This window comes from Corynebacterium aurimucosum (assembly GCF_046895345.1).
In the GTDB taxonomy this organism is placed as follows: Bacteria; Actinomycetota; Actinomycetes; order Mycobacteriales; family Mycobacteriaceae; genus Corynebacterium; species Corynebacterium aurimucosum_G.
The window spans coordinates 2,506,675-2,527,076 of the sequence record NZ_CP160096.1 but is presented as its reverse complement, the minus strand read 5'-3'; the positions used below and the strand labels follow the sequence as shown (position 1 = coordinate 2,527,076).

At 61.7% G+C, this 20,402-nt stretch carries 19 protein-coding genes; 8 read left to right on the top strand and 11 right to left on the bottom strand.

Annotated features, from left to right (window positions below; translation table 11 throughout):
• Nucleotides 1-196: 196 nt before the first annotated feature.
• The 4 genes from ABZS45_RS11885 to dnaK all read right to left on the bottom strand — a co-directional run bounded on the left by ABZS45_RS11885 (nt 197) and on the right by dnaK (nt 4,509).
• The gene (locus ABZS45_RS11885) at nt 197-619 is read right to left on the bottom strand and encodes a heat shock protein transcriptional repressor HspR (RefSeq protein WP_070448076.1); all 423 of its coding nucleotides are present in this window, start codon (nt 617-619) and stop codon (nt 197-199) included.
• Between the two features lie 12 nt (nt 620-631).
• Complete coding sequence (dnaJ, locus tag ABZS45_RS11880; protein ID WP_412100006.1) at nt 632-1,837, bottom strand: molecular chaperone DnaJ; 1,206 nt, start codon at nt 1,835-1,837, stop codon at nt 632-634.
• Between the two features lie 134 nt (nt 1,838-1,971).
• Complete coding sequence (gene grpE, locus ABZS45_RS11875) at nt 1,972-2,661, bottom strand: nucleotide exchange factor GrpE (RefSeq protein WP_412100005.1); 690 nt, start codon at nt 2,659-2,661, stop codon at nt 1,972-1,974.
• A 3-nt stretch (nt 2,662-2,664) separates the two neighbouring features.
• Nucleotides 2,665-4,509 carry a molecular chaperone DnaK gene (dnaK, locus tag ABZS45_RS11870; protein ID WP_412100004.1) on the bottom strand — a complete coding sequence of 615 codons (1,845 nt, stop codon included), beginning with the start codon at nt 4,507-4,509 and terminating at the stop codon, nt 2,665-2,667.
• 508 nt (nt 4,510-5,017) lie between these two features.
• On the opposite strand from dnaK, the gene ABZS45_RS11865 reads away from it, so the two are divergent.
• Together ABZS45_RS11865 and ABZS45_RS11860 are read left to right on the top strand one after the other, a co-directional pair.
• On the top strand, nt 5,018-8,461 hold the full coding sequence (locus ABZS45_RS11865; protein ID WP_412100003.1) for a bifunctional proline dehydrogenase/L-glutamate gamma-semialdehyde dehydrogenase: 3,444 nt from the start codon (nt 5,018-5,020) through the stop codon (nt 8,459-8,461).
• 35 nt (nt 8,462-8,496) lie between these two features.
• Nucleotides 8,497-9,789 (top strand): AI-2E family transporter, encoded by a 1,293-nt coding sequence (locus tag ABZS45_RS11860; protein WP_412100002.1) that lies wholly within the window; start codon nt 8,497-8,499, stop codon nt 9,787-9,789.
• A 123-nt stretch (nt 9,790-9,912) separates the two neighbouring features.
• Here the strand turns inward: ABZS45_RS11860 and ABZS45_RS11855 are convergent, their stop codons facing one another.
• The gene (locus ABZS45_RS11855) at nt 9,913-10,491 is read right to left on the bottom strand and encodes a nucleosidase (protein ID WP_412100001.1); all 579 of its coding nucleotides are present in this window, start codon (nt 10,489-10,491) and stop codon (nt 9,913-9,915) included.
• A 111-nt stretch (nt 10,492-10,602) separates the two neighbouring features.
• Here ABZS45_RS11855 and ABZS45_RS11850 point away from each other — a divergent pair, with 111 nt between their 5' ends.
• The 4 genes from ABZS45_RS11850 (at nt 10,603) to ABZS45_RS11835 (ending at nt 13,369) form a co-directional block, all read left to right on the top strand.
• Nucleotides 10,603-11,091 carry an LppP/LprE family lipoprotein gene (locus tag ABZS45_RS11850; protein WP_412099999.1) on the top strand — a complete coding sequence of 163 codons (489 nt, stop codon included), beginning with the start codon at nt 10,603-10,605 and terminating at the stop codon, nt 11,089-11,091.
• A gap of 51 nt (nt 11,092-11,142) precedes the next feature.
• Nucleotides 11,143-11,754 carry an LppP/LprE family lipoprotein gene (locus ABZS45_RS11845; protein WP_412099998.1) on the top strand — a complete coding sequence of 204 codons (612 nt, stop codon included), beginning with the start codon at nt 11,143-11,145 and terminating at the stop codon, nt 11,752-11,754.
• 92 nt (nt 11,755-11,846) lie between these two features.
• On the top strand, nt 11,847-12,710 hold the full coding sequence (locus tag ABZS45_RS11840) for a hypothetical protein (protein ID WP_412099997.1): 864 nt from the start codon (nt 11,847-11,849) through the stop codon (nt 12,708-12,710).
• A gap of 35 nt (nt 12,711-12,745) precedes the next feature.
• Nucleotides 12,746-13,369, top strand: a complete 624-nt coding sequence (locus ABZS45_RS11835) for a hypothetical protein (RefSeq protein ID WP_412099996.1) — start codon at nt 12,746-12,748, stop codon at nt 13,367-13,369.
• Between the two features lie 41 nt (nt 13,370-13,410).
• On the opposite strand, the gene ABZS45_RS11830 is transcribed toward ABZS45_RS11835, so the two are convergent.
• From ABZS45_RS11830 to ABZS45_RS11820, 3 genes are read right to left on the bottom strand one after another with little or no spacing between them, the layout of a single operon-like run.
• Nucleotides 13,411-14,706 carry a sulfate adenylyltransferase subunit 1 gene (locus tag ABZS45_RS11830; protein ID WP_412099995.1) on the bottom strand — a complete coding sequence of 432 codons (1,296 nt, stop codon included), beginning with the start codon at nt 14,704-14,706 and terminating at the stop codon, nt 13,411-13,413.
• Entirely contained in the window at nt 14,706-15,602 is an 897-nt protein-coding gene (cysD, locus tag ABZS45_RS11825; protein WP_412099994.1) for a sulfate adenylyltransferase subunit CysD, read from the bottom strand. The genes ABZS45_RS11830 and cysD overlap by 1 nt, the downstream gene beginning before the upstream one ends.
• On the bottom strand, nt 15,602-16,384 hold the full coding sequence (locus tag ABZS45_RS11820) for a phosphoadenylyl-sulfate reductase (protein ID WP_412099993.1): 783 nt from the start codon (nt 16,382-16,384) through the stop codon (nt 15,602-15,604). The genes cysD and ABZS45_RS11820 overlap by 1 nt, the downstream gene beginning before the upstream one ends.
• 161 nt (nt 16,385-16,545) lie before the next feature.
• Here ABZS45_RS11820 and ABZS45_RS11815 point away from each other — a divergent pair, with 161 nt between their 5' ends.
• Nucleotides 16,546-16,962: a methylenetetrahydrofolate--tRNA-(uracil-5-)-methyltransferase gene (locus tag ABZS45_RS11815; protein WP_412099992.1), complete on the top strand. Its 417-nt coding sequence runs from the start codon at nt 16,546-16,548 to the stop codon at nt 16,960-16,962.
• Here ABZS45_RS11815 and ABZS45_RS11810 read toward each other — a convergent pair.
• Genes ABZS45_RS11810 through ABZS45_RS11800 form a run of 3 tightly spaced genes read right to left on the bottom strand, consistent with a single transcriptional unit; the run spans nt 16,959 to nt 19,663 of the window.
• Nucleotides 16,959-17,654 carry a hypothetical protein gene (locus ABZS45_RS11810; protein WP_412099991.1) on the bottom strand — a complete coding sequence of 232 codons (696 nt, stop codon included), beginning with the start codon at nt 17,652-17,654 and terminating at the stop codon, nt 16,959-16,961. The genes ABZS45_RS11815 and ABZS45_RS11810 overlap by 4 nt on opposite strands.
• A gap of 9 nt (nt 17,655-17,663) precedes the next feature.
• Nucleotides 17,664-19,163 carry a molybdopterin-dependent oxidoreductase gene (locus ABZS45_RS11805; protein ID WP_412099990.1) on the bottom strand — a complete coding sequence of 500 codons (1,500 nt, stop codon included), beginning with the start codon at nt 19,161-19,163 and terminating at the stop codon, nt 17,664-17,666.
• A gap of 2 nt (nt 19,164-19,165) precedes the next feature.
• The gene (locus ABZS45_RS11800) at nt 19,166-19,663 is read right to left on the bottom strand and encodes a hypothetical protein (RefSeq protein ID WP_412099989.1); all 498 of its coding nucleotides are present in this window, start codon (nt 19,661-19,663) and stop codon (nt 19,166-19,168) included.
• A 447-nt stretch (nt 19,664-20,110) separates the two neighbouring features.
• Here ABZS45_RS11800 and ABZS45_RS11795 point away from each other — a divergent pair, with 447 nt between their 5' ends.
• Entirely contained in the window at nt 20,111-20,371 is a 261-nt protein-coding gene (locus ABZS45_RS11795; protein ID WP_412099988.1) for a CBU_0592 family membrane protein, read from the top strand.
• Nucleotides 20,372-20,402: the final 31 nt, after the last annotated feature.

Below are 20,402 nucleotides of genomic sequence, written 5' to 3'. Positions count from 1 at the left end.
GAAAGCATTTTCTTCTGGACGATTGCCGCCAGAAAAAGTGCCCGAGTTGCCAAAGTTTCACGGTCCAGACGAATTTTGAACAAGAACTTTGGCAACAAGGGCACTTGTTAAGCAAAGAGCACAGAGATTCCGGCCGAGCAGACTGTAGATGGGCCCAAAACGAAAAGAACCCCCTCCGCGAAGGAGGGGGAAACTTCTAGCTGTCGCGGCGTCGATTACGGCGAGGCGTCCACATCACCACGGAGGTCGAACGCGGTACGTGGACCAGTTCACCGCGCGATGGGCGGGCCTGGCTGCGCAGGCGCTCAACTTCTGCCTGCAGTTCATCGCGCTCGGCGGCGAGGCGGTCACGCTCCGCAGTCAGCTCGATGATGGATTTAATACCGGCCAGGTTCACGCCATCGTCCTGCGAGAGCGCCTGAATCTTCCGCAAGAGCTCGATGTCGCTTTCGGAATAGCGGCGCCCGCCCCCGGAGGTGCGGGCTGGGGAAACCAGCCCCATCCGGTCATACGTGCGCAGGGTTTGAGCATGCATGCCGGACAGTTCCGCAGCCACGGAGATGACATACATCGCCTTGGGCTGCGCCGCATCACTTCGGCTTGTTCTGTCCTTGCTCATCTCACACCTCCTTTAGCGCGCTACCGTGTTGCCGGCCCAACCGGCACGCGGATCAAAGCCGGAGTCCTTCTCCGCCTGGGCATAACTGCGCAGCGCCGAGGAGGCCGCCGCATCCAACGTGGAGGGCACGGTGACCTGCACGGTCACCATGAGGTCACCGGCCTTGCCGCCGCGCTTGGCCACGCCGCGGCCCTTCACGCGCAACGTGCGGCCATCTGGCGTGCCCGCGGGCACCTTCACGCGCACAGGCGAATCGAGGGTCGGCACCGTAATGGTGTCTCCCAAGGCCAGCTCCGCAAAAGACACGGGGACGGTGACGTGCAGATCATCGCCTTCCCTGGTGAATACCTTGTCAGGCTTGACCGTGACCGCCACAAAGAGGTCACCGGAGGGAGTGCCATTCGGGCCAGCTTCGCCTTGGCCGGCGAGGCGCACCTTCTGACCGTCAATCACACCTGCGGGGATACGCACCGTGATAGAACGGGTGCGATGCACCGTTCCGGAACCGGAGCAATCCGGGCACGGGTCCTCGGCGCGCTGGCCAGTGCCATCGCAGTCAGCGCACGGCGCCGAGAAGCCGAAGGTACCGCGCTGCTCAGAGGTAAAGCCTGTGCCGTCGCACGTTGAGCACGTCGTCAGCTTTCCGCTCTTCGAGCCGGAGCCGTGGCACGTGGTGCAGGGAGCTTCGCCACTGAGCTGCAAGGGAATGGTGGTTCCCTTCGCTGCCTCGCGGAAGTCGAGGGTTATTTGCGTTTCGACGTCGGCCCCCCGCGACGGCCGAGCTGTGTGGCCAGCACCACCGCCGCGGTTGAAAACGCCACCGAAGATATCCCCAAGACCGCCGCCTTGAGACGCTCCTCGAGCGGATCCCCCGAAGATGTCGGAGAGGTCGAATTCTTGCGCACCCGGTCCACCCATGTGCGTGGATCGAAACCCGCCGGGAAACCCGGCGCCTCCTCTCCGTCCAAAGCCACCGCCGCGCATCATGGCTTTGAACTCGTCATAGTCCTTGCGGGTAGCTTTATCAGAAAGCACATCATAGGCCTCTGCCACCTGCTTGAATTTTTCCGCCGCCGCGGGGTTATCCGGGTTGGCGTCGGGGTGGTTCTGACGGGCCAGCTTGCGATAAGCCTGCTTAATCTCTTCGGCGGTTGCGGACGAGGAGACCCCCAGATCCGCGTAATAATCCTTGTCTGCCCATTCTGGCTTAGCGTTCACTGGGCATCTCCTCCTTTCAGGAGAGTCGATAAACGGTTAAGTTTTAAGATTTTTTGCTAAGTAAAAATGCTAATTAAGTAGTGAAAAGAAGAGTGGCGCCAAGGAACACTGAGCCCTGACGCCACCTGCGATGCCTATTCTGCGCTATCCGAGCTATCCGGACTATCAGCTGTATCGGCTGACTCGGCGGGGTCGGCGATAATCACCATAGCGGTGCGCACGACGCGTTCGCCCACCGTGTAGCCACGGCGCAAGACCGTGCCGATGACCTGTTCATCACCAGTCGAGAGGTCCTGGACTGCTTCGTGCACCTCGGGGTCGAAGGCATCGCCCTCGGCGCCGAACGGGATCAGCTGGTTATTAGTCAGCACGCCCGTGAGCTTGTCCGCAATGGCCTTGAGCGGCCCCTCGTTGAGGTCACCGTGTTGGCGTGCGAGCTCCAGGTCATCAAGGATAGGCAGGAAATCTGCCAGGACCTTGGCCTTGGTGGTCTCGATCACGGCCTGACGGTCGCGCTCGGTGCGACGGCGGTAGTTGGTGTACTCCGCGTTGAGACGCTGCAGATCCTCGGTGCGCTCAGCCAGCTGAGCCTCCAGGGAGTTCTCAGCGCTGGCGTCCTCATCAGCGATGTCGTGAGCGGCATCCTCAACCGCAGCCTCTGCCTCAGCGGTGCCCGCGGTGGCAGCATCAGCCTGTGCCTCAGCAGCCTCATCCACGGCGCCGTCGGCCGAAGCAGCCTCTGCGGCGGCAGCCTCCGCAGCCTCAGCGGAGGTTGCCTCGGGGTCGGTGTTGGCCGGGTTGCCCGGGTCCTGAGGGGAGGTCATGGTTTACTTCTCCTTGTTCTCGTCGTCCTCGTCAACAACCTCGGCGTCGACAACGTTCGGGTCACCAGCAGCGTCGCCGGCAGCAGCGCCCTCGGCGCCTGCCTCAGCAGCCTGGGCCTCGTACAGGGCCTTGCCCAGCTCCTGGGACTCGGTGCCAAGCTTCTCGACGGCCGACTTAATCGCCTCAATGTCATCGCCCTTCAGCGCCTCATCGACGGCATCGGCGGCCTCAGTCACGCGGGTCTTGAGGTCCTCCGGCAGCTTGTCGGAGTTCTCGTCCATGAACTTGCGGGTCTGGTAGGAGGTGGATTCCGCCTGGTTGCGGGTCTCCTGCTCCTCGCGGCGCTTCTTGTCCTCTTCGGCGTGTGCCTCGGCGTCCTTGACCATGCGGTCGATCTCCTCCTGGGACAGGCCAGAACCATCCTGAATCTTGATGGTGTTTTCCTTGCCGGTGGCCTTGTCCTTAGCGGAGACGGAAACAATGCCGTTGGCGTCGATGTCGAAGGTGACCTCAATCTGCGGTACACCGCGCGGTGCCGGAGCAATGCCACCGAGCTCGAAGGAACCGAGCAGCTTGTTGGCGGAAGCCATCTCGCGCTCGCCCTGGTAGACCTGAATCTGCACGGAAGGCTGGTTGTCATCAGCCGTGGTGAAGGTCTCCGACTTCTTGGTCGGGATGGTGGTGTTGCGCTCAATGAGCTTGGTCATCACGCCACCCTTGGTCTCGATACCGAGGGAGAGCGGGGTGACGTCGAGAAGCAGCACGTCCTTGACCTCACCGCGCAGGACACCTGCCTGCAGAGCCGCGCCGACTGCCACAACCTCGTCCGGGTTAACGCCCTTGTTCGGCTCCTTACCAGTCAGTTCCTTCACCAAGTCGGACACAGCCGGCATACGGGTGGAGCCGCCGACGAGAACCACGTGGTCAACCTCGGACAGGGAGAGACCAGCATCCTTGATGACCTGGTTGAACGGGGTCTTGGTGCGGTCCAGCAGGTCCTGGGTGATCTTCTGGAACTCGGTGCGGGACAGGGTCTCATCCAGGAAGAGCGGGTTCTTCTCAGAGTCCACCGTGATGTACGGCAGGTTGATGTTGGCGGACTGGGAGGAGGACAGCTCAATCTTGGCCTTCTCAGCAGCCTCACGCAGACGCTGGACAGCGCGCTTATCCTTGGTCAGGTCCACCCCCTGGGAAGCCTTGAACTTATCGACGAGCCAGTCGACGATGCGCTGATCCCAGTCATCGCCACCCAGCGCGTTATCACCAGCGGTAGCCATAACCTCGACCACGCCGTCACCGATCTCCAGCAGGGAAACGTCGAAGGTACCGCCACCCAAGTCGAAGACCAGGATGGTCTGCTCCTGCTCGCCCTTCTCCAGGCCGTAGGCCAGTGCAGCGGCAGTCGGCTCGTTCACGATACGCAGGACGTTGAGGCCTGCAATCTGGCCAGCCTCCTTGGTGGCCTGACGCTGGGAGTCCTCGAAGTAAGCCGGGACGGTAATAACGGCGTCGGTAACATCCTCACCCAGGTAAGCCTCGGCGTCGCGCTTCAGCTTCATGAGCGTGCGGGCCGAAATCTCCTGCGGGGTGTACTTCTTGTCATCGATATCGATGGTCCAGTCGGTGCCGATGTGGCGCTTGACGGAGCGGATGGTGCGGTCAACGTTGGTGACCGCCTGGTTCTTCGCGGACTGGCCGACGAGGATTTCACCGTTCTTAGCGAAAGCCACGACGGACGGGGTGGTGCGAGAACCCTCAGAGTTGGCAATAACGGTGGCCTCGCCACCTTCCAGTACGGATACGACCGAGTTGGTGGTACCGAGGTCAATTCCTACTGCGCGTCCCATGATCTTTTCTCCTTGCTTGGTTGGGTTTGTTCTTAAGTTGATAATGCGCGACTCAACTTCTGCCGCGTTCAGGGTTGAACTCTAACAGAAGCGGCACCCGATGTCATCCAAACCTGAGCGCCGGTCACTCAACCTACACAACGGAACCAACAACAAAGTTGTTCCCATCTGACTCAACTTTCTTTTTCACCCCTCCATTCCCCCAGCTCATCGGCACCTCACCAAGTGGAAATGTCATGCAACTCACAATTCTCAGGAAACGGGGCTAGCCAAACGTGACATAGCCGCCCCCGTGCTGGAATGAGTGATAAGGATTTCATATACTGTCCGCACATTCGACGCGACACATCATTCAGGCCCTCACCGTCGCACTTGAAGTACCCATTGAAAAAGGGACACGGATTCGATGATTTCTCCTGTGCTGCGCACCCGTCGTGCTGGTGATCGCCCGCCGGTCCACCCGGCTTAGCCACCTGACCTACCCACCACCAACACAGAAGGAATCCCCATGACAAACGCTCACACCCCCGTGCCCGAATCCACCGACATCGACGCCGCGCTGATCGACGCCGCCGCGGCCCAAGCCCACTCCTGGCTCGCCTCCACAGCCGACGAGCAGGACCCGGCCACAGAACAACTCGCAGACTTATTGCGCAACCCGGACGGAGTGGCCTTCACCATGGACTTCGTGGACCGCGTCATGCGCCCCGAGGATGACAAGGTAGCGGCCCACGCACTCAAGTCCGTCACCACCACCTATGACGCGTCCTTCCTCGGCCTCATCAACGGCTCCCTCGTAGGCCTGGGTGGTTTCTTCGGACCGATCCTGCCGAACCTGGTCATGCCGCTGGCGCGCATGCGCATGCGCCAGATGGTGGGACACCTGGTGCTCGACGCCGAGAGCGATGCCCTGAACAAGACCTTGGACAAGGCCGCCGAGTCCGGCGAGCAGCTCAACCTCAACCTCCTCGGTGAGGCGGTGCTGGGCGACGACGAGGCGCGCTCCCGCGCCGAGCGCACCCTCAAGCTCATCAAGAACCCGCGCGTGACCTACGTGTCCGTCAAGGCTTCCTCCATGGTGGCCCAGCTCAACCCGTGGGATATCGAGGGCTCCCTGGTCCGCCTCAAGGAGCGCCTACGCCCGCTGTACGAGGCCGCCGCGCGCCGCCCCGACAAGGTCTTCATCAACCTGGACATGGAGGAGTACCACGACCTCCACCTCACGGTGCGCCTGTTCACCGAGCTGCTCAGCGAGCCGGAGTTCATCAACCTCGAGGCAGGCATCGTGTTGCAGGCCTACCTGCCGGATACCTTCGATGCCTTGGCGCACCTCGCCGAGTTCGCGAAGAAGCGCGTGGCCGAAGGCGGATCCCACATCAAGATTCGCATCGTCAAGGGAGCGAACCTCTCCATGGAGCACGTCCAGGGTGAAATCCACGGCTGGCCGGCAGCTCCCTATTCCACCAAGGATGAGGTGGACGCCAACTACTACCGCCTGCTCGATTACATCCTGCGCCCCGAGTTCGCCGACTGCGTGCGCATCGGCGTGGCCACACACAACCTCTACACCGCGGCCTTTGCCTACAAGCTGGGCACCAAGCGCGGCGTCATGCGCATGATGGATTCCGAGATGCTCCAGGGCATGTCCCCGGCCCAGCAGACCGCGGTCCGCAAGGCCTTCGAGGGCCGCCAAATCCTCTACACCCCGGTGGTGCACATGGAGGACTTCGACGTCGCTGTGTCCTACCTGGTGCGCCGTTTGGAGGAGAACTCTGCGCCGCAGAACTTCCTCTACGCCCTCTTCGCCCCGGAGGATCAGGCACTGAAGGACCAAGAGGAGGTCTTCCGCGAGGCCGTCGCACAGCGCTGGGATACCTTCGCCGGCCCGCGCCGCACCCAAAACCGCCTGGAGGAGGCAAAGCAGGCAGCCGGCCGCCAGGCACCGCGCACCGGGCGTTTTGCCAACGAGCCGGACACCGACCCGGCCCTGGAGGCTAACCGCGAGTGGGCGCTTAAGGCCCTGGCCACCGACCCGGGTGAGCACGGGGTGGATGAGGTGACGGATGCGGGGGTCGTCGACAAGCACGTGTCCCGCGCCGCCGAGCTCGGCGCCGAGTGGGGTGCGCGCCCTGCCGAGGACCGCGCCCGCGCGCTCGAGGCCGTGGCCGATGAGCTGGCCAACCGCCGCGGCGAGTTCATCTCCGTCGCCGCCTACGAGGCCAACAAGACCGTCACGCAGACTGACCCGGAAATCTCCGAGGCCATCGATTTCTGTACCTACTACGCGCAGTCCGCGCGCCTGCTGGAGCGCTACTCCGCCGAGTTCACGCCCCACCGCGTGACCGTGGTGACCCCGCCATGGAACTTCCCGGTGGCTATCCCCACCGGCGGCATCGCGGCGGCACTCGCCGCAGGTTCCGCCGTCATCATCAAGCCCGCGCCGCAGGTCGTACACTGCGCGAAGCTCGTCGTGGAGGCTTTCCGCGCCGGCTTGGAGGCACAGGGCCTCGACCCGAATCTGGTCCAGCTCGTCTTCACCGACGAGGGCGACGCCGGCCGCGCGCTCATTTCCCACGCCGACGTCGACGCCGTCATCCTCACCGGTGCCTCCGATACCGGCAAGCTCTTCCGCTCCTGGAAGCCGGAGCTCAACATCATGGCGGAGACCTCCGGCAAGAACGCGCTCATCATCACCCCGTCCGCGGACCCCGACCTGGCCATCCAGGACCTCTACCTCTCAGCCTTCGGCCACTCCGGCCAGAAGTGCTCGGCCTCCTCCCTGGTCATCTTCGTGGGTGCGGCCGGCGAATCGCAGCGCCTGCGCTCGCAGCTTGTCGACGCCGTCAAGACCCTCATCCCTGGCCCCGGCTACGAGATCACCACGACGATGAACGGCCTGGCCGAAGCCCCCAGCGAGAAGCTGCTGCGCGGCCTGACCCAACTGGAGCCGGGTGAAAAGTGGCTGGTAAAGCCGGAGAAGCTCAACGAGGAAGGCACCCTGTGGTCGCCGGGTATCCGCGATAACGTGCGCCCGGGCTCCTGGTTCCACGTCAACGAGTGCTTCGGCCCGGTGCTTGGCATCATGCACGCGGAAACCCTGGAGGAGGCCATCGAGTGGCAGAACTCCACCGGCTATGGCCTGACCGGCGGCATCCACACCCTGGATAACGACGAGATCGATTACTGGCTCGAGCGCGTCGAGGTGGGCAACGCCTACGTCAACCGCGGCATTACCGGCGCGATTGTCCAGCGCCAGTCCTTCGGCGGCTGGAAGCAGTCCGTCATGGGCCCGGGTGCCAAGGCCGGTGGCCCAAACTACGTGGCACAGTTCGGTACCTGGGCCGATGGCGCGCTGCGCCCCTTCGACGTCGATATCACCCAGCCGGTGGTGTCCCAGCTGCGTGCCTTCGGCGATCTGGGCTTTTCGGAGGAGGATACCGCCTGGCTGTGGCGCGCAGCAGAACTCGACGAGCTGGCATGGCAGCAGGAGTTCGGCCGCAAGCACGACCGCGCAGGCCTTGTCTGCGAGGCCAACGTCTTCCGCTACCGCCCAGTGCTCACGCCGCTGCAGGTACGCATTGCCTCGGACGCCGCGCTTCGCGATGTCTCCCGCCTCGCCCTCGCCGCAACCCGCACCGGCTCCCCAGTGCGCTTCAGCGCCGCCCCGGAAAAGGCCGCGGAACTGCGTGATCTGGGCTTTAAGGTTGACAGCGTGTCGGCGGATGCCTTCGCCCGCGAGGTCGCTCGTCTAGAGTCCGGCCGCGTGCGTGCAGTGGGCTCTGTCGAGCCGGGCGTCTTTGAGGCGGCAGTGGAATCCAACTCCGTGGTCTTGGATCAGCCAGTGCTGGCTGATGGCCGCCGCGAGCTGCTGCCCTTCCTCCTCGAGCAGGCAGTTTCGGTGACGATGCACCGCTTCGGCATCATCCGCCAGGTAAGCAGCATCCGCGCATAGCTCGTTTCCTGCGCTCATATGAGAAGATGTAGCGCATGACAAACAACAATGATGACGGTGCCCGCTCGGGCACGTCCTCCACGGTCTCTGATGCGGCGGCGTCCGCCGCCGCAGAGCAGTCCGCTGCTGCGAAGCCCATTAGCGAAGAAGCCACGCTCCCGGTGTCGAAGACCGATGACAAGTCCCGCGTCCTCGGGCGCGACGCCATTTCCTTGGCCAAGGTGTGCCTGATCTTCATCATCGTGGTGGCGGGCGTCGGCCTGGCTGGCTACCTGCTGAAGTTCATCTGGGTAGGCCTGCTACCGGTCATCCTGGCCATCCTGGTGTGCACGGTGCTCTTCCCCGTGACGAACTGGTTGCGCGCGCACAAATTCCCCCGCGCGCTGGCCTCCATCACCACGTTGCTGGGCTTTTTGGCCATCATCGGCGGCGTCTTCGCAGCGATGGCCCCGGTGGTCTCCTCCCAGGGCGCTTCCTTGGTCAATCAAGCTGAGGGCGGCTTGAACAAGCTCGTCGATATGGCCAAGAACCTGCCCTTCGATATTGATGCGGCAAAGGTCCAGGAAGTCCTCGATGACGCCATGACCTTCATCAAGGGCCAAGCTTCCAACATCGCCACCGGGGTGATTTCCGGCGTATCGATGGCCAGCTCCATCGCCATGGCGCTCGCCATCATGCTCTTCGTAGCTTTCTTCATCCTCAAGGACGGCGATAAATTCCTGCCATGGCTGCGCACCTACACCGGCTACTCCGCCGGCTGGCACGCCACCGAGCTACTGACTCGCGTGTGGAACACGTTGTCCGGCTTCATTCAGGCACAGGCAGCCGTCGCAGCTGTCGACGGCCTCCTCATCGGCCTCGGCCTCTGGGCTCTCCAGGTACCGCTGGCCCTTGTCATCGGCGTGGTGACGTTCTTCGCCAGCTTCATCCCGGTCATTGGTGCTGTCACTGCGGGTGTTTTGGCCGTCATCATCGCTCTGGTCTCCGATGGGCTGACGAAGGCCTTGCTCGCCTTGGCGCTCATCATCATCGTGCAGCAGGTGGAGGGCAACGTCCTCCAGCCGATGCTGCAATCCAAGGCCATGGGCCTGCACGCCGCCATGGTGCTGCTCTCCGTTACGGTCGGCTCCGCCTTGGCCGGCATCATCGGCGCCTTCCTGGCTGTGCCGGTGGCTGCCACCATTGCCGTGGTCTTCCGCTACCACCAGGAGATGGCCAGCCTGCGTGCCGGTGAAATCGAAGCTAAAAACATTAATATTTCCACGGCCGAGGGCCATGCGGACGTCATGGAGCTCTACGAGAACCTAGAGGCCAGCGGCACCCGCTAGCCACACAACCGGCGCATGGCTCTAGCCCCGGCCGTGCAACTGCCCTAGTTGCCAAACTTCTCCCCCATCACCCGCGGCGGGAGCAATGGTTTTGGCAACTAGGGCAGTTTTCGTATGGAGGGCCTAGTCCGAGGACACCGTGCCGAAAGCGGCGGCCAGTTCCTCCGCTGCGCGATCGAGCACCGAGGCCCACGAGCCATAGGATTCCTCATTAGCGGTATCCGAAACCTGCTTGAGCAGCGTGCACGGTACACCGAACTTTCGACACACCGCCGCGATGGCGTAGCCCTCCATGTCACACAGGTCGGAATCCTGGGCAAGGCGCGTGCGGGTCGGGGTATCCGAGATGAAGGAATCACCCGTCGCCAGCGTGGCGGTCGGCAGCTTTCCGGAGGTCTCGAGCTCGATGACCTCGGGAAGGAGGTAGCGGGAGACATCGCTGAGCACCTCCAGGTGGAAGTCATGCTTGCGCACGTGGGAAACCTCGAAGACGCCTGAGAGATCGTCGCGAAGCGCGCCCGCAGTACCGATGTTGATAACCCGCTCCGGCAGTTGCTGTGCCGAGGCCAGCACCGTGGTCAGCTCGATGGCGGCGGGAACCGTACCAATACCGGTGATGAGCAGCGGCGCTCCTTCGGGAACGTGTGTGGCTTCAGCATCCACGGCGGCGACGAACAGTGTACGACCAGACAGATTCTCCATGCCTGCGAGACTACCCGCTGTCCCGAGGAATGCTCTCCACAACTCTGTTCTGAGCGGAGCAGCCGCTTGTAGCGTCTGGAACCACACCGAGACCTCAGAAAGGAGAACGCCATGTTCACACCACGAGTTTTCGCCGGAGCGGCACTCCTATGCATGCCGCTCATCGCCTGCGCCACCCCTGAAGAAGCCCAGGCCAGCCCCGTAGTCTGCGAGGCCGGGAACGCCCAGGCGGCTTTCGATAACAACGTTGCCCACGTTCCTCAATGGCATGGCCACGAGTGGGCGCTGGTTGATTCTTCCCACTTCGATCCTTGCGCGGCCTTAAGCTGGCAGACCATCTCCATCAAGGGTGCCACGGCCTCCTCGCCGCACCACATCATGCTCTTCCACTATGGCGAGTACCTTGGCACCGCCACTGCTGAGCCTTATGGTTTCTTCCCCGACGTCGAGCGCGTGAATGACGCCGAGATCGCCGTGACCTACCACTGGCCACAAGATGGCAACGCCAATGCCGCACCGACGGGTACGTCAAAGGCCAGCTTCCGCTGGGATGAAGTCCAGAACACAGTCATCATGAGCGGCGACGTTCCGCCTAGCTAAGATAAACCGTGCGCCTCAAGGTGAGGCGCGCATTCTATGGAAGGAACACCAATGCTCCGGTCTGCTTCTGTCCTCGTGGGTGCTGCACTCATGTGCCTTCCCCTCGCCGCCTGTTCCCAGGACGAGCAGGGCGAGGTGGACACCCCGATGTTTAGCGCGGTCCTCAACAGCCCGGCGAGCGTTGCTGCCGACAGCCCCACAGAAGAAGCCGCGAGCCCGGAGCCAACGAGCAACCAGGCACCTGCCCCGAAGACCGAGGAACCAGAGTCCTGCGAAGACATTGACGCTGAAGAGGCCTATCAATCAGGCATTGGCACCATCGCACCGTGGAATGGCTTCGGTTGGGGGCGGCCTTTCTCCTCAGAGTTCGACCCTTGCGCGGATTTGAGCTGGCTAATCATTGCCATCGAGGGTGCCACGGCCTCCTCGCCGCACCACATCATGCTCTTCCACAAGGGCGAATATCTCGGCACCGCGACTGCCGAACCTTATGGCTTCTTCCCCACCATCGAGCGCGTGAATGACGCCGAGATCGCCGTGACCTACCACTGGGCCCGCGAGGGCGAAACCACCGCCGGGCGCACCGGCGAAACGCATGCCGGGTTCCGCTGGGATGAAGGCCAGCAAAAGGTGATCATGAGCGGCGATGTTCCGCCCGTATAAAACCCTGTCTCACGGGGACAAGACGGCTAAAGTGTGACACGGCTTCCTGTGGAAGCCGTGTGCGTCGCCCCCGTCTTAAAGGAGTTCCCTGCGTGACTAATAGCAACCCCTGGGCCCCGCCAAACAACGAGGGCCCGGAACGTCCTGCACGCTCGGGGAGCATCGTGATCATCGCCCTTATCGTGCTCCTTGCGGTCATTGCGGGTGTCACGTGGTTTCTGATGTCACGCTCTTCCTCCGACACGACGGAGCACGAAACCCGCTTTACGCAGGTGGCCCCGAACACCACCACAAGTGCTGAGTCCGGCTCAACAAGCAGTAAAACCCGCACTACAAGCGTTGAGACGAGCACTACGAAACCTGTGACGTCTAAGAACAAACCTCAGGACAGGTGCGGTACAGCAGCTGAGAAGACTAGGGACGGTATTCCTCGCCCGATGACGCTGTTGTGCAACGACGATTGGCTCTACCTCGCCACGGAGAACAGCTCCTCCTTTTATCTCTTCACCTGGGGCGGCACGGAGTGGACTTCCTATAAGAACGACGATGTCGATGACACCTCGTCAATTAAGTGCTGGGATGCTGACCGCCTCAAGGCAGACAACGCCCCGTCACAAATCATTGACGACATCCCTCTCTGCACAGACAGCACTGAGAACGTAGAAGCTCAGGAAACCTGCGATGGCCGCTACATCCTCATCGTGGACTCCCTCCTCGTCCCTTATGGCGAGTCACCGCAATCCGAGATCGACCGCGTGAAGTCCCACTACGCTGGGATCAACATCATGCCGGGAACGGCGTGCAGCTCGCTGCGTTCGGAACACGAAGGAAAGCAGGTCTATGCGGCGTATTACGACGCCGGGCACAGCGTGGATGAGGTCTGTAAACTCAAGGCGCGGTACGGTGGCAACGCCCGTTCGCTCAATAACGATGCAGACTTCAGCGACCCCTGCTAGGGCAACAACTTAGTTTGGAAAGGATTTTTCGCCTCGTGGCACACTACAACCTCTATAGCTCCCTCAACCTTGACCCTTCCGCTGATTCCGCGGCATTGGCCTCGGAGATCGAACGCCGCCTTTCCACGACGGACCCGTCCAACGCCGCGCTTTACGACGAACTCTCCACCGCCCACAGCATCTTCTCCCGCCAGGACCGCCGCGAGCAGTATGACCGAGCACTCGCGGATCCCTTCGGCCCCGAGGTGGACGTCGCCCGCATCCGTGAGATCGCCAACTCCGGCTCGGGCGTGCAGATCATGCCGCAGCCTTCGAGCGCCCAGGCTTCCGGCTCCTCCAGCTTCAACGTTGATTTCTCCTTCCCCGTGGAGCCCTCCCGTCAGCGTGCCCAGTCGATTCAGTGGTGCATCGTGTGGGGTCTGCTGGCCTTCATGTGGATCATCTCCACCATTCGCGGCCTCGGTGCCCTCGCGGAGGTCGGCAACGCCAGCAGTGTTGAGCTTCTTTACGGCGCTGATGACTACGTCGACGAGGCTAGTTCCGCCGGCGCCTTCTTCTTCATGGTCGCCGGCGGCACCCCGGTCTACCTGATGATTGCGGAGTTCATCTGGTCCTTGCGCAAGACCTTGGGCCGCAAGCAGGCCGAGAAGAACGTTTAAAGCGCCACAACCCGCGGCCATAAAGCCGCGGGTTAGGGGGGCTAGCGCAGGCGCTGGCCTACAAAGCCGGCGGCAAGGGTGTTGCCGCTGGACTGATCAATGAGCAAGAAATTGCCCACCGCGCCGCGAGCGGCGTAGTCCTCCACGGGAAGCTCCGCCTGCGTCTGGACGGTGATGTAGGCGATGTCATTGAGTGCCGCGGACTCTGGGGCCTCCACATCCGCCACGCCATCCAGGTCGAGGATGCGCTCCACCGATGCCACGCGCGCCTTGACCAGCGCAGCACCATAACGCAGCTTCACCATCTGTCCCGCGCGCAGCTCCTTGTCCGTGAGGACAACAGCGGTGGCGGCGAATTCGCGCACCTCCTCCGGGCGCTGTGCCCCGGCAATGAGGTCGCCGCGAGCCAAGTCGATGTCATCGGCCAGCCGCAGAACCACGGAGTCGCCGGCCCACGCGGCCTCACCTGAGCCAAGCGGACCATCGGTGGTATCGATCGCGGTGACGGTCGAGGTGCGCCCGCCCGGGAGCGTTACCTCATCCCCCACCGCCACGTGCCCGGCCTTCACACGGCCGGCATATCCGCGGTAGTCACTGGCGTGCTCGCGAATGACGTACTGGATAGGGAAACGGAAGTCCAAGTCATCGGCGCGGCCGGTGGCCACGGGGACGGTCTCTAGTGTTTCGAGGACCGTCGGCCCCTCATACCAGTCCATGGTGGCGGAGCGTTCCACCACGTTATCGCCCTTCAGCGCGGAAATCGGGATGGCCACCGAATCGGTGATACCCAAGCGCGCGGCGAGTTCGGAGAACTCCGTCTCAATCGCACGGAAGGTGGCCTCGTCATAGTCCACCAGGTCAATCTTGTTCACGCCCAGGATAACGTGGCGCACGCCCAAGAGCGCAGCAACGTTGAGGTGGCGGCGGGTTTGTTCGACGACGCCATTGCGGGCGTCGACAAGCAGCACCACCACCTGGGACGTGGACATACCCGTGACCGTGTTGCGCGTGTACTGCACATGACCTGGGGTATCGGCGAGGATGAAGGTGCGCTTATCGGTGGCGAAGTAGCGGTAGGCCACGTCGATGGTGATGCCCTGCTCGCGCTCGGCACGCAGGCCGTCGACAAGCAGTGAGAGGTCCATGCCGTCGAAGCCGCGGTCGGCAGAAGAGCGCTCCATGGACTCCACCTGGTCCGCGAGCACGGACTTGGTGTCATAGAGCAGGCGGCCCACGAAGGTGGACTTGCCGTCATCGACGGAACCGGCGGTACACAGGCGCAGGGTATCGCGCTGTTTAAGGGCGCCGACGTTCGGCGCAAGGGTGGTGGTCGTCATCAGAAGTAGCCTTCCTTCTTGCGGTCCTCCATGGCGGACTCGGACAATTTGTCATCGGCGCGGGTGGCACCGCGCTCGGACAGGGTGGAAATGGAGATTTCCGCGAGCACCTCATCAGGCGAGGCGGCGGTGGATTCCACGGCGCCGGTGCAGGACATATCGCCCACGGTGCGGTAGCGCACGGTACGGGTCTCCAGCGGCTCGTCCTCGCGGGGGCCGCCCCATTCACCTGGTGTCAGCCACATGCCGTTGCGGTTAAATACCTCGCGCTGGTGGGAGTAATAGATGGAGGGAAGCTGCAAGTTGCGCGCGCCGATGTATTCCCAAATATCGGACTCAGTCCAGTTAGAAATGGGAAAGACGCGAACGTTTTCGCCGGCCATCTTGCCACCGTTGTACAGGTCCCAGAGCTCCGGGCGCTGGCGGCGCGGATCCCAACCGCCGAAGGAATCGCGGATGGAAAAGATGCGCTCTTTGGCGCGGGCGCGTTCCTCGTCGCGGCGCGCGCCACCCAGCACGGCGTCGTATCCGCGCTCAGCGATGGTCTCCACCAGCGGCACGGACTGCAGCGGGTTGCGGGTTCCGTCGGGGCGCTCCTGGAGGTCGCCGCGATCGATCCAGTCTTGGACCAGCGCGACGTGCAGGCGCACGCCGGTTTCCTCGACGAGCTGATCGCGGAAGTCGATGACCTCTGGGAAGTTGTGGCCGGTATCCACGTGGATGAGCTCGAAGGGCACGGTCGCGGGGGCAAAGGCACGGCGGGCCAGCTCGAAGACGACGACGGAGTCCTTGCCGCCGGAAAAGAGCAGGCCTACCTTGTCGAATTGCCCGGCGACTTCGCGCAGGATGTGGAGGGATTCGTTCTCTAAATCTTTAAGGTGTGGTGAAAGAGTCATTATTCGTGTAACCCGCATTCTGTCTTGCCGTCAGCGAAAATACGTCCGGAGCGTGCATCCTCGCCCTCGCCTACCGGGAAGGTCAACGGCGCGCAGCCGATGGAGCGATAGCCCTGCAGGGTGAGAGGGTGGATGATGAGGTCGTGTTCCTTGATGTAGGCGTCGGTGTCGTCGAGGTCCCAGGTAATAATCGGGGAAATCTTCAGCCGTCCCGTGCGGTCCAGGCTCAGCGCCGGGGCGGTAGCGCGGTGCTCGGAATCGGCACGGCGCAGGCCGGTGACCCACCCGACGTAAGGGTCCATGGCCATGTTGAGCGGCTCCACCTTGCGCATGCGGTTATAGGCCGCAACGTCGCGCGCATACAGGCGCGGGCCATAAATCTTGTCCTGCTCCTCGGGGCTGAGCAGCGGGCGCACCGTCACCAGGGGCAGATCCGCATAGCGCTTGGCGACGTCCCCCGCCACCTCCAGCGTCTCCGGAAAGTGCCAGCCGGTATCGATAAAGAGCAGGTCGGCATCTAAGTGGGCGCGGTGCACGAGCTCGGCCAGCACGGTGTTTTCCATGGACATCGTGACGGCGAGCCGGCCCGGCGCGTGCTCGGCTGCCCATTCGGTGATGGTTTCGGCGGAGGCATCGTGGAGCTTATCGGCCCACTTGTCGACGAGTTCCTGGTTGCGCTGAGCCACGGCAGGCTCGAGCGGCGCGGTGTCGCGGGTCCCTTCGGGGCTAATGCTGGGGTCGCGGTAGTCGCCGCGGTCCAGCAGGTTAATTGCTTCGGTCATGTCTCCTCACATTAAAGGGAGGCGGGCCTGTGCGCAGCCCACTAAGGGGTGCGAGGGCTGTGAGCTTGGGTACTAGGAAGAATAAAAATTAGCCAGAATGAACCGAGCGGACTAGATTTGCAGACTAGACAGTCTATTTTCACCGAACTGAAGGGGTTCTCATGCAGCGTGTAGCAATTATCGGGGACAGCCCCGCCGCGCTCTCCACCGTCGAGCGGCTCATCGGGGCCGGGCTGTGCGTGGACCTTTACTGCGAACGCCCTGCGCCCTTCGGTTTGCTGCGCCGCTTCGCCGGGCTCTCCGGCGCGGAATCCGTTGCTGAGCCGTGCCCGAAGGGGACAACCCCGCGCCTGCGGCTCATCGGCAACGTGCGCGTGGGTTTCGGCCCCGAGGCAGATATAAGCCACGCGGACCTCAACCAACTCGCCGCCTCCGGCGACCGCCACCTGGTTTTGTTGGAGCTCATGGCCCGCGGCGTAGCTATCACGACATGGGAGGGGCTGTGCCACCCCACCGCCGACGTGGAAGATTGGGCCACCGTCACGGAACAGGCCCAACGCGCACCGGTGTGCTTTTAACCGTCCTCGCGCTTGGGCTTGTTGAGATCCTCAAGGGTAGCTAAGCCCAAGGAGCGCAGGAGCCCTTCGACCGAGTTGATCTCGGCCTCCACCGCATACAACCTGTCAGCTTGCAGCGCTGACAGTTGTCCGGCTTTCTCCAGATACTTCAAGCGTGGGTAGCGCCCTGCCAAAAGCGTTCCCCAGTAGACGCGCAGATCTAAGATCTCCTGGTTTCCTGGCACCGATTCGCCATTGTGAAACGCCATGATATCGCGCAGTTGTTGTTCAACCATGGACAAATCCATGTCTGCGCCGGGAGCGCCCTCATCGGAGGAATAGGTTTCCTCGCCATGGCGCAACGGGCGGCGCTCTTTGTCGTAGAAGCGATGCAACGTCATGGCATCTGCTGCCAAAACGGGATCGTTAACCGGAAGAGTGGGTGCATCCTCGTGCCCCAACAACTGCCCCCGCGACATCCTGATAAACGTACGCTGGTGTTCCATTCCTGGCGCGGTGCATTCCAAACCCACGCCATAGGATTCCAAATCTTCCTGTTGGAACATGTATCCCAGGTAGCGAGCATGTGGATTGATAGAAAAGTCTGCGCTGGACGCTCCTGGCAAGTGGAAGTCCACCTGGCGGATGTAGCTGCGCACTCGCGCAACCTGTTCTGGGCTTAAGTAGAGATCCTCATAGAGTGCTCGTGACATGGCGTACTCCTAAAGCATTTGCAGGCGGTCGTAGCTGTCGGTGTCTTCGAAAAAGCCACCGCGCCCGTTGCCCACAATGTCGAAACGATTAACAACTTCGATGCGGTCAAGCCACTTCGCAGAGCGGAAACCGGTGGAGGTCTCCAGCCGCAAGCGCATGGGCGCGCCGTTCTTCACGGGAATCTCGCCGCCGTCATAGCCAATTGCAATGAGCGTTTCCGGCTGGCGAGCCTCCACCATGGGCATGGACTCGTAGTAGTAGGAGCCACTGTAGTTATCGTCGTCGCGAGTCATGTTCTGGAAACTGTGCACGACGACGTCGGAAGCCCCGTCCAATGGCTTGACCAAATCCAAGAGCTGCGCCAACGGAACGCCTTCCCACTTTCCCACAGAGGTAAATCCTTGAACGCAATGGTGCACCGTATTTTGGGAATACCCAGCTGAAAGTCGGCGTAGGTCCTCCAAGGTCAGACGCATGGGCTTTTCGACGAACCCACCAATCTCCAGCACGTAGTCCTTTTCAAATCCATTACAAAGGAGCGCCATGTATTCCTCGGTACCGGGTGGCATTCCCGAGGCCCGGTGATGCGGTGCCTTGGTGACCTCTGAATCGGCGTACACCCCGCGTTGGCGTGAAGGAACCTTCGCGCGCAGGAAACGGGTGAAGGGGCGCACCACGACGTTATGCAACGCGGCAACTGCCATCGGGCGCTTAAGGGAGGTCTTCGTGGCCCAAATGTGGACAAAGACAATAAGCATTATGCCCATGGTGAAAATGATGCCGCCGGCTACCGGCTTATCGGCATGCCCAAAGACCATCTTGGATACCTCGTGACCGTATCCATGCATGATCACCATACCCACGTGAATAACGATGAAGACAAGGTAGGCTACAAGCCCCCAAAAGTGCAGGGTGCGGATGACCTGACGGCCGCCCATCGCCTTGGAAATCCGAGGGAAGTGATTATTGATAGCAGGCGACTGGAACATGCCGGTGAGGATCATCCACATTGGCAAGATGAGGACAACAAAGCCATAAGAAAGCTGTTGGATTGCATTGAACGGGTACCCGTCCATCGCGCCGGGGATTTGGAAGCCCAGGTAGTGAACTAGATCATCCCATGCTTGGGCAAAGACCCCCCAGCTTTCGGGCCAGTAGCGGCGCCACTGGCCGGTAGCCAGCAAGAGCCCCCAGTAGATAACCAGTAGGAGCATCCACCCCATCACTGAAATGAAGTGCCAATAGCGGCCTTGACCCAAAGCACCATAGCCCGGAAGGGAAACGATTGGACTGTAGTTTTCGTATTCGCCGGAGACTGGGAAGTACTTGCGCTTGCGCTTTTGTTTGATAGAAAACTGCGCCCATTGTTTGCCTAGGGGCGTGTGGATCGAACGATGCAGCTTAGGAAACGTGCCTAGGATTTCGATACCGCTACGGATGAACAGCGTGACAAAGAGGATATTGACAAAGTGTTCGATACGTAGCCAAACGGGAAATTCAGTCAACATGATTAGTCCTCAAAACCTTGATCATCGGGGTAAGCAACGAGCACGCCATAGTCCAGCGCCCAGTACACAACGAGGTAGGCGAGACCGCACAGTGCTGTGGTATTCCATGCGGCGGCGAGGTACACATCGGCCCCGTTCCATACCCATGGCGGGGTGCCGGCGAGACCGCCGAAAAACAGAAGCAGCGCACCCACAGCGGGAATGAGTCCGAAATCCCACACACGCCACGGCGTCACGGCACCAAGAACAACAACGACGGCGCACAATGCAACGAGGAGATAGAGGACAGTTTCTTGCTCGGGGAAAATCGAAAACTCGGCCCGCGCCACATACCAGGCCAATCCCCCTTGCAGGGCCATGATGGCCACTATCATGGCGCGGGTTAGCTTTGGCAGGTTGATGCGGATATAGCGGAAGAACGGTGCACGCTCTTTGCCCGGCTTGACGTGCAAAGAGATGTCATGAAGGTTTGGGTCAACCGATGAAGGTATGGCAGACATGAGCTATTTCTCCTATCGCGCCCGCTGCGGTCCGCAGGCGTGCTGCGCCCGTGACCATTGCTGGGCACTCGTGTCCAGATGACTCGCTACCGTCACCTGCTGGCAACGCCTGCCCTACCGGAGATTGGCAACGCTGGAGGCAGGCTGGAGCTCTTCTCAGCTCCCTGAAACTCAGTAAACCCCACACCATGAGCTACGGCGAATATGGACACCTGTTCAAGTTGCACCCACGCCTACTAGCTGCGGTTTAGACAAGCGTTCATAAACCGTCCGTTTGTCCCATTTATCGCACGCGATGAGGCGGTGTTTAACTTGGCAATGTCGAGCTCAACGCTATTTTCTACCCTCATCCTCGCGCTCAATTCGCTACGCGCTTCAAGGGTAGCCACGCTCCGGAGAAGCATCGATGTACCACCCACACTATTCTTGAAAGGACATGCTTCTTAAATGTCTGCCATGGTCATTTTCGGGCTCATCGCCTCTGTAGCACTGCTTTTCGCCTTCGCAATGCTCAACCTTGGGAAATGGACGGTTGATGACTACCCGTACCAAATCCTCAACTTCATTGGCGCCGGATTCCTCGCCGCCTCAGCCGCCACGCCCTTCAACGCCGGCGTCTTCTTCACTGAACTCATCTGGTCCCTCTTCGGCCTGTATGGAATTATCCGCATCTACCTAGACCGTAAGAAGACCACTGCCCAAAGCTAGGGCTCACCCGGCCCGCTTCCATTTTGACAGA